9 protein-coding genes are annotated in these 15,661 nt (G+C 45.5%); 6 read left to right on the top strand and 3 right to left on the bottom strand.

The features are described from left to right. Positions 1 to 410 precede the first annotated feature (410 nt). The gene (gene purM, locus NG795_RS19155) at positions 411 to 1,439 is read right to left on the bottom strand and encodes a phosphoribosylformylglycinamidine cyclo-ligase (RefSeq protein ID WP_367290251.1); all 1,029 of its coding nucleotides are present in this window, start codon (positions 1,437 to 1,439) and stop codon (positions 411 to 413) included. 79 nt (positions 1,440 to 1,518) lie between these two features. Between purM and NG795_RS19150 the strand changes: the two genes are divergently transcribed. The 4 genes from NG795_RS19150 to NG795_RS19135 all read left to right on the top strand — a co-directional run bounded on the left by NG795_RS19150 (position 1,519) and on the right by NG795_RS19135 (position 6,312). Continuing rightward, positions 1,519 to 1,683 (top strand): hypothetical protein, encoded by a 165-nt coding sequence (locus tag NG795_RS19150; protein ID WP_367290250.1) that lies wholly within the window; start codon positions 1,519 to 1,521, stop codon positions 1,681 to 1,683. 373 nt (positions 1,684 to 2,056) lie between these two features. Continuing rightward, entirely contained in the window at positions 2,057 to 3,097 is a 1,041-nt protein-coding gene (locus tag NG795_RS19145) for a septal ring lytic transglycosylase RlpA family protein (protein ID WP_367290249.1), read from the top strand. Positions 3,098 to 3,306: 209 nt separating this feature from the next. Continuing rightward, a complete protein-coding gene (locus NG795_RS19140; RefSeq protein WP_367290248.1) occupies positions 3,307 to 4,923 on the top strand; it encodes a bifunctional pantoate--beta-alanine ligase/(d)CMP kinase in 1,617 nt (538 codons plus the stop codon). A gap of 438 nt (positions 4,924 to 5,361) precedes the next feature. Further along, on the top strand, positions 5,362 to 6,312 hold the full coding sequence (locus tag NG795_RS19135) for a polysaccharide deacetylase family protein (RefSeq protein WP_367290247.1): 951 nt from the start codon (positions 5,362 to 5,364) through the stop codon (positions 6,310 to 6,312). Between the two features lie 44 nt (positions 6,313 to 6,356). On the opposite strand, the gene NG795_RS19130 is transcribed toward NG795_RS19135, so the two are convergent. After that, positions 6,357 to 9,863, bottom strand: a complete 3,507-nt coding sequence (locus NG795_RS19130) for an AAA-like domain-containing protein (RefSeq protein ID WP_367290246.1) — start codon at positions 9,861 to 9,863, stop codon at positions 6,357 to 6,359. Positions 9,864 to 9,982: 119 nt separating this feature from the next. Continuing rightward, positions 9,983 to 11,323: an AAA-like domain-containing protein gene (locus tag NG795_RS19125; RefSeq protein ID WP_367290245.1), complete on the bottom strand. Its 1,341-nt coding sequence runs from the start codon at positions 11,321 to 11,323 to the stop codon at positions 9,983 to 9,985. 454 nt (positions 11,324 to 11,777) lie between these two features. Here NG795_RS19125 and NG795_RS19120 point away from each other — a divergent pair, with 454 nt between their 5' ends. Together NG795_RS19120 and NG795_RS19115 are read left to right on the top strand one after the other, a co-directional pair. Next, entirely contained in the window at positions 11,778 to 14,918 is a 3,141-nt protein-coding gene (locus NG795_RS19120; RefSeq protein ID WP_367290244.1) for a GAF domain-containing hybrid sensor histidine kinase/response regulator, read from the top strand. Positions 14,919 to 14,923: 5 nt separating this feature from the next. After that, entirely contained in the window at positions 14,924 to 15,343 is a 420-nt protein-coding gene (locus NG795_RS19115; RefSeq protein ID WP_367290243.1) for a response regulator, read from the top strand. The last annotated feature ends 318 nt before the right edge of the window (positions 15,344 to 15,661 follow it).

The following is a 15,661-nucleotide window of genomic DNA, read 5'->3' as shown; positions in this document are numbered from 1 at the left end:
AGACTTTCTGCCAAAGTCTACCTTGATGTCAGGCAATGTCAGGGAATGTCAGTCTAAGTTTGAGAGATAACTCTCAAGTTGAGTTGCGACAGTGGAGATATCCAACTGATAAGGAAATGGCAATGCATATCAACTTAGTTAACTTGGCCCTATCTCTCGTTGTCCAGAAGTCGGGCGAGATAGTCTTGGAATTACTGCTTAAGAAGTTTTGGGAGTGGGTGCTTAGAGATGAGAATCTAAAGCGTCTATCCACTGCTATCAAACTCAAAATTCTGGTGCTTTATCTCGACTGGCTTCTGCACAAGTCGAAACCTGAAGAATGGGAGGAGTAAATTTGGCTACTCCATAGAAAAAACCCGCGTTGAGATTTCGATGAACTCAGATGCGCGGGTTTTTTCTAGCCTTTAAGTTTATGCTTCTGGAATTCCTAGCAATTCGCCAGTTCCTTCAATGACTTCACCAATTTGATAGGCAGAAATTGCCTGGGATTCAAACCATTGAATAGTTTTTTCGGCTTGATTGGCTGGCACAACTACTACATAACCGATGCCCATATTAAAGGTATTAAACATTTCCGGTAAGGTGACATTTCCTACCTCTGCTAACCAGTTAAAAATGGGCAGAATCGGCCAACTGTTGGGGTCAATTTGGATGGATAATCCTTCCGGTAAACAACGGGGGAGGTTTTCTGGTAATCCACCTCCGGTAATATGCGCCATGCCGTGAATTTCTATTCCGGCTTTTCGGGCGGCTAATACAGGTTTAACGTAAAGTTGGGTGGGGGTGAGCAAGACTTCGCCGACGGATGCGTTGAGTTGTTCCGGTTTGTCTTGCCAATCGATGTTGCGATCGCTCACAATCTTTCTAACTAAACTAAATCCATTACTATGCACTCCGGAACTCGCCAGCCCGATCGCCACATCTCCCACTTGGATTTGCTGACCCGTGAGCAGTTCGCTTTTTTCCACGACTCCCACACAAAATCCCGCTAAATCATATTCCCCCGGTTGATAAAATCCGGGCATTTCTGCGGTTTCTCCCCCTAACAATGCACAACCAGATTGTTTACATCCATCGGTAATTCCTTGGACTACGTTCGCCAGTTGTTCTTGATTGAGTTTTCCCGTAGCTAAATAATCTAAAAAGAATAGGGGTTCGGCACCAGAAGTTAAAACATCATTCACACACATCGCTACTAAGTCAATGCCAACCGTATCGTGGCGATCGAGCAACATGGCGAGTTTGAGTTTCGTTCCCACTCCATCGGTCCCGGAGACGAGGATGGGTTGTTGATATCCCGTGGGTAACTCGAAATAACCGCTAAATCCACCAATCCCCCCAAGGACTTCCGGTCGATGGGTCCCTGTAACCATATTCCGAATTTTCTGGACAAAGGCTCGACCCGCCTCAACATCCACGCCTGCTTCTCGATAATCCATGTATCAACCCATCTGAACGGCTATTTCCACCTTGGCTATTTTACAGGGGAGGTAGGACCAATGGATCGCGGGAGACAGGATGTTTTTACCCAATCCCGTTGTCAAAGTCTATCAAAACCCACAGGCTGAAGCCTGGGGCTACACTTACAAAGCCCGCCTGCGCGGGCTAAGAGCGAAAACCGACTTTTACCAACCGGATTTGGTATTACTCTTCAGCCTGCGGAGGCAGGCTTCGTCCGTATAGCCCCAGGCTTCAGCCTGTGGGTTTTTACGTGGCAATTGAACAAAGCGCAAATTTTGTTTTTTGAATGTAAAGTTTTGATAAAGTATTCTTTCCCGCAGATAAATCCGAAATCCTGATTTTATCTAGGTTTTAGTAGGATAGCCCCAGTTTGGCAATTGTAAAGTTTTAATAAGGTTACACTGTTTTAATCGCCCATACCGATCCCGAATCCCAAACCTTCGTGATACTCTGTTGCAGTTCAACACACCAAACCGAAAACGTATCGACTATGAGATAGGGTTGCTCAAGCTCCAAAATAGGGGCTGCATTGGGTCTATCCAAGGGCCTAACCCCACTCATGATTGTTCTTTATCAGTTCCTCACAGCAAAATATATGAAGCAAAGATTTTGGTGGACAACGGTTGTGCTGCTTACGACCGCCTGCGGGACAACCTCAACCAGTCATGCTGAACCGAATAGACCCGTCAATTTGAACTCGGATCCAGACCAAATCCAGGTCAGTCCTTGGTCCGAAGTCATCACCAAGATTCAACCCCATGAAATCACGGGGAAACCCGCAGCTACCCTCTATGTCAGAAATATTCCCGTCTTGACCTTTATCGAGTCTGGAGACATGAGTGGGGATTCCAATTCGGAGACTGAGATGGGGTCCGCAGGATCGGGACTGAAGGCTAAGGGTTTGAAGGGGTTAAGCAGTCTGGGATCCAAAGCCATCGCCCAGAGTCCGATTCAGGCCCAGAATCCCAGGGATCCCGTATCGAGAGCAGAGGCGATCGCCGCCAGCTTGAATCAGTTACGAGAAAGTAACGCCACACCGGAAATTACCCTGGAATGGAATGGGGAATTGGACGAGGAAGGATACCCCATCCGTGACGAATATCTAATCAAAGTCAATGGCATGGACCTGGTGGCGATCGACGAGCAAACCCGCCTACCAGACACCACCAACGACTTAGCACAAGACGCCATTCAGGCCACAAACCGACTCCGCCGCCTGATTGCCAGCGCACCGGCGATCGCCGAAATTGCCAATCGCCCCCAACCCAGACCGGAACCGGAACCGCCAACGCTACAAGCTGTCACCCCGGAATATCTTCAATACCAAATCAATGGGATGGCCTCCTGGTATGGCCCAGGATTTCATGGTCGAACGAGTGCCAGTGGGGAAATCTTTGACGAAAATGCGTTAACTGCGGCCCATCTGTATTTGCCCTTTGGGACCCAAGTCCGGGTAACCAATCTGGATAACGGGAGCTCTGTGGTCGTCAGAATCAACGATCGCGGACCTTATACCGGAGGACGCATTATCGACGTTTCAGCCGCAGCAGCGCGGAATCTGGGCATGATCAACAGTGGCGTTGCACAGGTGCGTCTGGAGATTTTAGGGTCCTCTACCAGCTCATCTGCGGAGTGATAGGGGGCTAGAAACCGGGTTTCTGCCTAGATTTTGGTTCAGTGCCATAGATTTGGTCGAGAAACCCGGTTTCTGACTCTAGGTAGGGGGCTAGAAACCGGGTTTCTGCCTAAATTTTGGTTCAGTGTCATAGATTTTTGAAAGAAACCCGGTTTCTGAGACTGGGTGACTTCCGCCTGTATCCTTTCCTGGGATAAACTACTCTGCAAATGAGTATGTTTGGTAAGGATTTGGGGGTTGTGGTGCGCCTGTTTACAACGGTTGTGGCGTTGCGCTGTTACTTAGAACTACAGTCTGAGGGTCAGACTGTGGGTTTGGTGCCGACGATGGGAGCCTTGCACGCGGGGCATCTGAGTTTAATTGAACGGGCTAGAGCGACCAATGATATTGTTGTCGTTAGTATTTTTGTCAATCCGCTGCAATTTGGTCCGAATGAGGATTTGCAGCGATATCCTCGGAGGTTAGAGGGCGATCGCCTCCTGTGTGAACAAGCAGGAGTGGATGTCATCTTTGCGCCAACTCCGGAGGAGATGGGAATTGGGGAAGGGACAGAGCATTCTGTAACTCAAGTGGTCCCTCCAGAGTCGATGATGTCCGGGTTATGTGGCCGATCGCGTCCCGGACACTTTCAGGGAGTCGCGACCATTGTTACCAAACTCTTCAATGTGGTACAACCGGACCGGGCTTATTTTGGGCGAAAAGATGCCCAGCAACTGGCGATTTTACAGCGGATGGTTGGGGATTTGAACCTGCCGGTAGAAATTGTCCCCTGTGAGATTGTTCGAGAGCCTTCGGGATTGGCAATGAGTTCTCGAAATCAGTACCTCAGCGAGGAAGAAAAAACTCGTGCATCGGTGCTGTATCGTAGCTTACAAAAAGCTCAGAAAGTTTTTCTCCGGGGGGAAGTGACTCGTCAGGTTATAATTGCTGCGGTTCAAGCCGAAGTACGCTTAGAACCGGACCTTAACCTAGAGTATTGTGAATTGGTAGAACCGACAAGTCTTAAACCGATTGAACAGATAGAATCTGCGGGATTAGTGGCGATCGCTGCGAAGATTGGCAACACCCGCTTAATTGATAACATTATCCTGAAAGACCGCAAACCGATTGTAGCCATAGACGGTCCTGCGGGTGCAGGGAAATCGACCGTCGCCCGTCGCGTGGCGAAACAACTGGGATTGATGTATTTAGATACAGGGGCGATGTATCGGGCGATCACTTGGTTGGTTCAGGAAAAAGGGATTGCTTTTGACGATGAACCGGCGATCGCCGAAGTCGTCAGTCGGGCCACAATCGAACTGATTGAGACCAGTGAGGACCCGGCGATTCCCACCCAAGTTTATGTGGATGGATTTAACGTGACTGAGGCGATTAGAACTCAAGCGGTTACGGCCAATGTTTCCCAAGTTTCTAGCTTGAAAAGCGTGCGACTTCATTTAGTCAAGCAGCAGCAGCAGTTTGGAGAACGGGGTGGGGTCGTGGCAGAAGGGCGAGATATTGGCACTCATGTTTTCCCGGATGCGGAGTTAAAAATCTTTTTAACCGCTTCCGTGGGGGAACGGGCGCGGCGACGTCAACAAGACCTGACAAATGTAGGGGAAGAAGGGATTACCCTAGAACAGCTTGAAGGCCAAATTGCCCTGCGCGATCGCCTCGATAGCACTCGCCAAATTTCCCCCTTGACAAAAGCCGCGAATGCGATTGAAATTGATACAGACCATCGGACTATCGATGAAGTCATCGGTGAAATTGTCAAACATTATGCAACAATCGTCAGCGCTAAATTTGAAGAATCAGCAGAAGGAATTGGCAGAATAATAGACTAAAGTCTAAGAAATTGGAGAAGCTCACTCCTGAGCATTTTTATAGGTTTAGGGTGGGTGAAGAACCCTGATTTTTTGGAGGAAAGGGTTGAGGCGGAAATATTTTTCTGGCTCAACCCACCGACTGCTGATTGACCCTGAATTAATGTTTTGGGCTAGGTCAATCCCAGACACCGGATTCAATCGGTTTTGTTGATTTAGCCATGTCTAAATAATTGTGACGGGACCATTAATCCTATTGTCAGACTGCTGCCAGAGGTGGTATAGCACTCTAAAGTCAGGAGTGAAAGACCCGGCATATTATCCGCAATTTATTAGGGAAGCAAAAATTTTTAGCTGAGTTTCTTTCTCAATCAGGGTGAAGGAAAACGTTAAAAATTTGAGGGTAAATCTACTAAAGCATCACGAGATAATTCGCCAAATAGGGCGGGAGAAATAAGCGTGGACGAACTGAATCCGTTTTTTTCAAAATCGATGGTGTTAATGGCGGCGAGCACGGCGATTATTACGATTATTATCGGCACATTTCTGCCGACCCTGATATTATCTGGAGGAATCGTCGAAGCCAGCAGCAATTCCCCAGAGATCGTATTAGCATCTCTCGGTGTTCAGGAAGCGATGAGAGTTCGACTGGAGGGGTTCACCAAAGCGATCGCCCAAAAGCAAACCGACAAGGAAAAACGGTTTACCTTCGCCGTTACCCCTGAGTTTGAAGGGAAAACATTCTATGAAGTGGCCTTAGATGACAGTGAAAAGGCGATCGCCCTCACCTTTGATGATGGTCCTTGGCCCATTTATACTGAACAAGTCCTAGATATTCTTAAAGAAGAGGACATTAAAGCCACCTTTTTTTTGATTGGTCAACACTTAAAAAACCATCCGGCAATTGCCCAAAAAGTAGTCGAAGCCGGTCATGCTTTGGGCAACCATACTTGGAGTCATCACTATCATAATGTCCCGCGAGAAGTGGCCGCCAGAGAAATCGAAGATACTGCTGCACTGATTCATGAAGTAACCGGATTTAAAACCAAGTGGTTTCGGCCTCCGGGAGGCGTCCTCACTAATGGATTGAACGACTATGCCCATAGTCAAAATTATGCCGTGGCGATGTGGTCCTCTGACGCCCGAGAGTCTTTCTTTTCTATTTCCGGAGCATTAGTAAACAACGTTCTGAGTAGCGCTAAACCTGGAGGAATTGTCCTATTACATGATGGCGGTGGCGATCGCTCGGCTACGGTGCAAGCTTTACCCATTATTATCACTAAACTCAAAGAACGGGGATATAAGTTTGTTACTTTACCAGAACTGTTAGAACTTTACGAACAGCACAAGCAAACAAGTATTGCTGAAAACTCTCCCAATCCGACACCTGTCGCGGACGGGATTGAGTAGACTCTCATCAAATAGGTGAGAATTTTTGTTGAAGCAAAACTCACCTATTTTGACTGGGTTTTACCGAATTGGCGAGCACAGAGTTCCACTTCATCTGCTGGAACTGATGGATTAGTTTTTAAATAATCTTGGACCCAGTTACAAGCATAAGTCAACGGGTCAATATTGAGGAGGCGATCGAGATGCCAAATCGTCATCACTTGCTCATCGGCGACCGAGATTAAAATGGGCCGAGTCGGATGAAAAGCCACTGCCCGAATTCCCGCCTGATGACCTGTCAAAGTTGTGAGTAAAACCCCCTCTCGGGTCCAAATTTTAATGGTTTCATCAATACTACTGGTGGCAATTAAAGATCCATCTGGACTAAAATCAATTCCCCAAACTGCTGCTGTATGTCCGGTCAAGGTTTTGATTAAGGTTCCATCTTTTTGCCAGAGTTTAGCGGTCATATCGCCACTCCCCGAAGCAATCATTTCCCCATCGGGACTAAAGGTAACTTTCCAAACTGCCGCATCATGACCGTTTAGGGTTTTTAAAAGTTGACCGGATGGGTTCCAGAGTCGAATCGTGGAATCGTTACTCGCCGAGGCCAAAAGTTGACCATCGGGGCTAAATTCAACACTCCAAGTGGGGGCGGTATGTCCCGTTAACGGTTTTATAAAACCCTGTTTGCGACTCCATAACCAAATGACTCCATTGGCATCTCCGGCAGCAATTCTTTCACCGTCAAAGTCCCAATCAACCGATAATAAAGCCGCATTTGCATTATCAAAACTCTGTAAAAGTGTTCCATCTAATTTCCAAATTTTGAGGGTTTTATCTTCGCTAACTGATGCGATTATTTCCTGGGTTGGATGAAAATCAATGTTGACAACAGCAGCCGTGTGGCCTTCTACCGTTCGTAACTTTGTCCCATCGAGTTGCCAAAGATGGAAGGCTTTATCACTACCGGATGTACCAATGACCTTGCCATCGGCACTTAATGATAATCCCCTAACTAACCCATTTAATGCATATAACTGTTGTTGAAAAATGCTTTTAGTTTTCCAAAGAATTGCCACATTATCTGCACCCGCCGAGGCAATTTCCTCGCCATCGGGACTAAAGGCTAACCCCCAAATTGCGGCATCATGACCTTGCAGGGTGGAAATTAATGAGCCATCCCGTTTCCAAAGTTTCAGGGTTTTATCCCAGCTTACCGAAGCTAAAATGCTGCTATCTGGACTAAATCTCAGTTCTTTAACCGTGGCCTCATGGGCTTTTACCGTATGGAGGAGGGTTCCTTCTCGGGTCCAAATATTAATCATTCCATCCACAGTACCGGATGCCAAAAGGGTATTATCTGGACTAAAGGCGATCGCATAAATTGGGCCTGGATGTCCAATTAATTCCCGGAGTTTAGTCCCATCAGCATTCCATAACTGAATAGTATTATCAATTTTACCGGCTGCAACGATTTGACCATCAGGACTAAATGCCATAGCCCGAATTCCTGTAGTGTCGCCTTCAAATCGTCTCACTAATTCACCCTGAGAATTCCAGGCTTCTACCGTACTATCAGACCCCCCAGAAATAACCTGCTCACCATCGGGACTAAAGTCAAGACTCCAAATTCCTGAAGTATTCGCCTGAACTGAACTTAATAACGTCCCATTTCGCTTCCAAATTTTAACCGTTTTATCATCTCCAGATGAGGCTATAAATTTTCCATTGGGACTAAATTTTACCACTCGAACTACAGCTTGATGTCCTGTTAAGGTCTTAATCAAGGTGCCATCTCTCTTCCAAAGTTTGAGAGTTCCATCCACCCCAGCCGTCACAATTTCCTGACCATCAGGACTATAATCCACTGCTAAAACCGCTGCGGTATGACCCGTGAGCCGATTAGATTCCTGAATGCTTAAAATTACTTGCCAAAGGGCGGCATCAATGTTTTTTTCCAGTGCTGAATCGAGATTTTTAAACTGTTTTGAGCGTTCTTTTCCTTTGATAGCTTGGAGGAGGGAATTAAAACTTTTATTCGAGGCAAACAAGGCTTCTGACGATAACGTAATGGCTCGGAGTTCGCTAATGGCTGTTTGTTGATATTGCTGATAGGCGAAAACGCCCAAACTGCTGGCGATTATCATTGCCACACTGACAATTCCTAAGAGAAGATTTTGTCGCTTTAAGTGGCGCTGTTCTAATTCTAGGCGCGCTTCTACTTCTTGGAGTCGTTCTGCTTCTAAAGTTCTTTGAGTTTCTTGGCGGTCTAATTCTTGCGAAGCCGCGAGAAATTGATAATCCAAATTACTTAGACTTTTTCCCTGGGACCAATCGAGAATATCCCGTAAGGCTTTTCCCCGCAATAGCCAGGATTTATCCTGATATCCTGAGACAATCCAAGCATCGATCGCCTGGGAATAGGGTCGAAGATTTGCCAGTTGGTTGGCGACCCAATCAAAATTAAAAATTTTCTGATAAATGGGATTTTTAATCTGGAGAATGCCCTCTCGTTTTTCGATTAATCCGGTTAAAATTAATTCCGTTTGTTCTGGACTGTCATCTGCTGCAATTTGTGCAAATCCCAAAGAGGTTTTATCTTCTTCGGAGTGAAGAAGAATTTTTTGATAGAGTCCCAGCAACCGCCCAACTCGCTGTTCACTATAAAGCAGGCGATCGCAAATAGTTTTAAAATGTTCTGGCTCATCATTGCCTTTCCAGTTTTCAATCAGATTCGTCTCGACTAAACTATTAATAAAACCCGGAGTTAATTCTAGGTAATTGTCCCGGGATTGGCTGGCAATCATTTGACAGAGTTTTTGAGTTAAAAAGGGTTGACCCCCGGTCCAATACAGAATCTGCTTTAAAGCCAGTTGAGGATTAGCAAATTGCAGTGATAATCCAGCCAGTAAGGGTGAAGTTTCTTGGAATTCAAATCCCGATAATTCAATCCCTTTTCCAATATTAAAAGGAGTACGACTCCCATCAGAAATCAAATCAGCCGGGGTCGCTAGTCCAAATAAAGCAAAGGCTAACCGGCGATAATCTTCATTATCGGCGCGGCGGTTATAACAGGTCCGAATTAGGGCAAAAAAATCATCGGTTGAAAAATTTAAACTGAGAACACTATCAATTTCATCAATAAAAATTACAATGGGGTCAGAAACTTGAGCCAGCAGTACGGTTTCTAAAAAATCACTTAAGCGATTGACATAAGAGGAATGAGAGCGCTCTCGCCACCAACTTAACACATTAACCTGTAGTCGAAATGCCTTGGTCAACAACCCCACCATCGACCCATACCACTGTTCTGGGGTAACTTCTTGAGTGCCGATGGCAGTGACATCAATTACCCCACAGCGAATCCCAATCGATTGTAAGTGATGAGTCGTTTGCACCCGCAAACTTGATTTGCCCATTTGTCGCGCATTAAACACATAGCAAAATTCCCCTTTTACCAATTCATGAAATAATGTTTCATCCGCTTGTCGGCGCACATAAGTGGGAGCATTAAAGGGCAAACTTCCCCCAACTTGATAAGCAAATTCCGAATTTTGGACAACTGGCATGGGCGTATTAATTAAGGGAAAAAATAGCTCGGAGTTTTATTGGTTTAAGGTAAAATTTTCAATTCAATTCAATTAAAAGAAAAAAGAAAATCTTTAAACCTTTCTTTTCTCTCTCAAAATTAGTCATTCAAAAATCTGTAAAAATAACTGTGATAAAGCAGACAACTGGGGACGGATAGTTGATTTTCAAATTTAATTAATCCCAATCCCTGCAATTTAAAAGCTGGGGTCGGGTGCAATTCTACGCCAGTTTGGGTCAAAATCACCGATTTCCAGGCATCCTTGAGGTCGGGATGCTGCTCTAAATAGGCCAATTGTTGTCGTAAATGACTCTCAAAGATACTGTCGGGAGTCGTGATAGTTTCGCTCAAGCCTTCTAGGGTGACGGTTTCCTGGCTTAAGTGAAAAAAGGCTAATTGGGTTAAGTAGGGATGGCCTCCGAGAAGGGCGATCGCGCGTTCGGCATAGCGTTCCGGGGGGGTTAATCCATAACGCACCGCTAACTCCGTAACCTGTTCTAAAGTAAAGGCGGATAAACTAATTAACAACCCAACATTAAAGGGCGATTGATGCAGGGTTAAAGGCAAAAAAACATCGGTGGAATAGATGATGACTAACCGGAGTTTTTGCCAGAGTTCACTCCCCTGGGTACTATGACGCGATCGCTCATACCAAGCACGGAGCAGTCCAAAAAAATCTGTGGCAATCTTAGGATAGCTAAATACTAAATTCACTTCATCCAAAACGAGCAATAGCGGACTTTCAGCAGCAGGCAGCAAATAGCTTTCAAAATAATCATTGCAACTATAGCTGCTGCCAAACATGGGATTCCAAAACTCTTCCAAGCGGTTCGGTAACCCCAAACTGCGGCTGACCATCACACACAACCATTGCAAGAAAACTGTTAAACTTTCAAAAACACCACTATCGGCCAGTTGCAAACTGACGATCGCCATGCGAAACCCACTTTCTTCTGCTGGAGTGAATCCCCGCACCACTAAAGAGGTTTTGCCAAATTGTCGAGGCGCTCGAATCCGAATTAAGGCCCCTGGTTGCAAACTCTCTGCCTTGAGAAGCTGTTCCGCCGGGGATCGATAGATGTAGAATGGGGAATCTACCGCTAACTGCCCCTTGAGGGGGGTCCTGAGTAAACCCCTTAAAGCGGCCATTGATGCCTCGGGGTCTGGCTCCTGGCTAATATAGTCCTCTTTTTGGAGAAAAAGGCCAAATGCGGTGAAGTAGTCGGCTAAAGTGACAGAATCCACCGGCTTTTGGCGATGCCTGACTTTTGTCAGAGTTTTGGTACTCAGTCCCGTGAGATCGCTTAACTCTTCCAAGGTGTAGGGGTGTCCACCATGATCCCGTGCGGCTGACAAATGCTCTGCCGCTTGTAAGCGTTGAGCACCCTGAGAGCTGAGAATAACCCCTCTTCTACGTTTTTGACCTGTTGTTTGTTCCAATGGGCTGTCAGGAGAAACCACACTTAATACTTTTTAACCCAATTCAAAGTGGTTGATCTAAATCAAATGGATTAGTTAACCATTTTACAGGGGTTATCAACCCTTTCCCATTAAGATTCCTGCTTAAATGCCTAAGTTACTGCCTTAACGTTCCATCGGGGGTGGCGATCGCCCTTGTCCAATGGCAGGATCGATTCAGGAGAGAGAGCTGAGTCCCGAAAGCAGTCAGAGTGCAGAGGTTCCCCAACTGCGGGGAAACCCAACAGTGAGGGGATAGGTTCCAACGGACCGCTCCATCTTGGCATAGAGTCTGAACCGGGTTAAAAATTCTCTTGAAATTGAATCAAAGGAGATTCAAATTAGAGTGAATCTCTCTCACCCTAGACTCCAATTCCTGTTTTTATAAATGTTGACTTGATATGGCTCAAAGAAGAGTTGCAAGGAGAAGAGAACAGTGCTGGAATTCTTGAACAATTTTCTTATCCCACGTTCCTATATTCCACACGGCCATTGTTACCTTTGGCAAACTCCCCTCGTTGCACTGCATCTGGTTAGCGATGCGCTAATTGCGATCGCCTACTTCTCCATTCCCACGATGCTGATTTACTTCATCTACAAACGCAGAGACATTGCATTTTCCAGCATCTTTGCGATGTTTGGCGCGTTTATTATTCTTTGCGGCGTGGGTCATTTATTAGATATTTGGACCCTCTGGCATCCGGATTATTGGCTTTCGGGAATCGAGCGAGCACTCACGGCGATCGTTTCTTGTTATACCGCATTGCGACTGGTGGAACTCCTGCCCCAATTTCTTTCTCTGCGAACTCCAGAACAGCTTGAAGCAGTCAATCATGAATTGCACAAAGAAGTGCTGCAACGGCAACGAACGGAAGAAATTTTGCAAGCGCTTGTGGCTGGAACTTCCTCAGTAACCGGACAAGATTTTTTTCCAGCCCTGGTTAAAAACTTAGCCAAAGCTTTAAATGTCAAGTATGTGATTGTTTCTGAAAAAAGTCACAATCAAGACCAAAATTTGGAGAGTCTGGGCTTCTGGGCCGGGGATAATTTGGGGAATAATTTTAATTATGACTTTACGGGAAGACCTTGCGATTTTATTACTTACAATCAGGAGTTTGCCTGCTACCCGGAGAAATTGCGGGAGCATTTTCCGAATGACCCCTTGCTGGAAGGAATCGGGGCCGAAAGCTATCTGGGCGTTTCGTTATTAGACGGCAATAAACAGGCGATCGGAAACCTGTGCATCCTGGATGTCAAGCCCTTAGAGGAGCAGGATCAAGCCCGAGCGATTATGAGTGTTTTTGCTGCCCGAGCCGCGACAGAACTGCAACGAAAATGGGCTGAAGAAGAGAAACGCCTTGCTTATGAAGAGTTAGAATTTAGGGTGGAAAAGCGCACTGCTGAATTGGTAGCCGTGAACTCTACTTTAGAAACCGAAATCCAAGAACGGATTGATATAGAAGCGGAACTGCGGGTGATGGCGGAACGGGAAAAAACGATTTCCATCATCATCCAACGAATGCGGGAAAGTTTAAATTTAGAGACAATTTTTCATGCTACCACTAACGAACTGCGGCAAGCCGTTGACTGCGATCGGGTTGTAATTTATCGCTTTCATCCTGATTGGAGTGGTGCATTAGTTTCCGAGTCCGTTACCCCGGGTTGGGATGTGTTATTGCCGGAACAAGCCGACCATCCGATTCTGACTCAAGTCACCACGGATGAACCGGGTTGTGTCCTCACTCAAATGAATTCATCGAATTTCTTGATTAAAGATACTTACCTGCAAGAACAGCAAGGGGGAATTTATCGTCAAAAACAGACATTTTGTTCAGTTTTTGATATTTACCAAGCCGGTTTTAGCTCCTGCTATTTGAAGTTTTTAAAGCAATTAAACGCCCGGGCTTATGTGATTGCTCCAATTTTTTCAGGCAATACACTTTGGGGCTTGGTGGGAGTTTATCAAAATAGTGGTCCCCGAGAGTGGAAAGAAGCCGAAGTCAAAATTGTCACCCAAATTAGTAATCAACTGGGCGTGGCAGTCCAACAGGCCGAACTATTTTCCCAAACCCAAAAACAAGCCGAAGAATTGCATCGCACCGCTGAGGCAGCCAATGCGGCTAACCGCGCTAAGAGTGAATTTTTAGCGAATATGAGCCACGAACTCAGAACGCCTCTCAACGCAATTTTAGGGTTTACTCAACTGATGCAACGAGATAGTTCTCTAGCGGCTCTACATCAAGGATATATTGACATTATCAACAAAAGTGGCTCTCATTTACTCGCCCTGATTAACGATGTTTTAGAGATGTCGAAAATTGAGGCAGGGCGAGTCACCCTGAATGAGGTTGAATTCGACCTACCCAAACTGGTGTACAGTTTGGAATCCATGCTGCAACTCAAAGCCAAATCTAAGGGTTTGAGCTTGAAATTTGAACTGCAACCGACCCTACCGCAATTTATTCGCGGGGATGAAAATAAATTGCGCCAGGTGCTGATTAATCTGTTAGGAAATGCCATCAAGTTTACCAATACCGGGCTAGTAACCCTGCGGATATCTAGTTCAGAATTTAATCCAGATATCGAAAGCCCGCACCAAGCGATCGTGCAATTTGAAGTTGAAGATACGGGTCCCGGACTCAGCTTTGAAGAGATTAAAGACCTATTTCAGGCCTTTCAGCAAACTCGGGTGGGGCGGCAATCTCAAGAAGGAACAGGGTTAGGACTGCGAATTTCTCAGAAATTTGTGCAATTAATGGGAGGAGTCATTACGGTTACGAGTACCGTAGGAGAAGGTAGTCGCTTTAAATTCGAGATTCCTGTGGGTTTGGTTCAGGGAGCCACAATAGAAAATACTTGTAACCTTAACGGTGCTATTGGGTTAGCACCGGGACAACCGAGCTATCGCATTTTGGTAGTGGAAGATAACCCAATTAACCGATTATTATTAGTCACCTTGTTGAAGGATCTCGGCGTAGAAGTTCAGGAAGCAGAAAATGGACAAGTGGCGATCGCCGCTTGGCAACAGTGGCATCCTCACCTAATTTTCATGGATATGCATATGCCCCAAATGGATGGATATGAGGCAACCCAACAGATTAAACAATGGAAAACCCGCCCAAACCCATCCAGTGAGTTACCCCCCGTTCCTCCGATTATCGCCATTACTGCCAGTGCCTTTTCAGAAAATCGAGCAGAGTGTTTACAAGTTGGCTGCGATAATTTCGTTAGCAAACCCTTCCGTCGAGAAGAAATCCTAGAGACGCTCTCCCAATATCTGGGGGCAAAATACTCTTACCAAGAGAATAAAAATACCACCCATCGTCCCAGTTTACAGGATAAACAACCCGATTGCGAACTTGAGGCTAATGCCCTCCATTTTATGCCAGCCGATTGGGTGAATGAATTTTACAATGCCGTTGCCCAAGGCAGCGATACCCTAGCTTTAGAACTCTTGAGTTTCATTCCATCGGAACACTTGGATTTAATCGAGACATTAACTCACCTTTTAGAAAACTACCAATTCGATCGCCTGATGGAATTGGCTCAACCTCACGCCCCAACTCTATCCACTTAAATCTCATGCTTCATCCATCCGAAATTCCCCAACCCCATTCAAAAAATCCCATCGATATTTTAATTGTAGATGATGTTGCAGACAACATCCGCCTACTGTCCCGAATTTTAGTAAAACGGGGATATCAGACCCGAAAAGCCCTCAATGGACCTATGGCACTCACAGCAATTCAAGCCTCTAAACCCCATCTAATTCTGTTAGATGTTCAAATGCCAGACATGAGTGGCTATGAACTCTGCCATCTTATTAAATCTGACCCCGATACCCTTCATATTCCTATCATATTTTTGAGCGCTAATGATGATAGTTCAGAAAGGAAAAAAGCTATTCGCCTAGGAGGGTCTGACTATCTAACTAAGCCTTTTAACATAGAAAAACTCGTGGGTTCAATCAGGAAACATATAGAATTGGCTTCCATTTCTTAAATTGATCGAAGTCATTTTTATAATGTAGAATGGACTTTTCAAGTTGATACATTGCATCCCAGCATACAATAGGTTTCAGTAATTTTAAATCACCTAGTGTAGTTATCAATGAGTCAGAGGAGGATTCTCTTGTGCAAACGGAGTAATTCTCTGGGTTTTACATTGATAAAAAATGGGATATTCCGAGAATTTTCCTTGAGTGTCACTAAAATGAGCGCAATGAAACTTATAAAATAAAAGCCCTGAGAGGGTGACAATGGAGGGCAAACCCAGACGGGGCAATTGTTTGAGATAATGGAGAAGTCGTCAAAAAGCGGG

It is taken from the genome of Laspinema palackyanum D2c, from assembly GCF_025370875.1.
GTDB lineage: Bacteria > Cyanobacteriota > Cyanobacteriia > Cyanobacteriales > Laspinemataceae > Laspinema > Laspinema palackyanum.
This window is presented reverse-complemented; position numbering and strand designations above follow the sequence as displayed.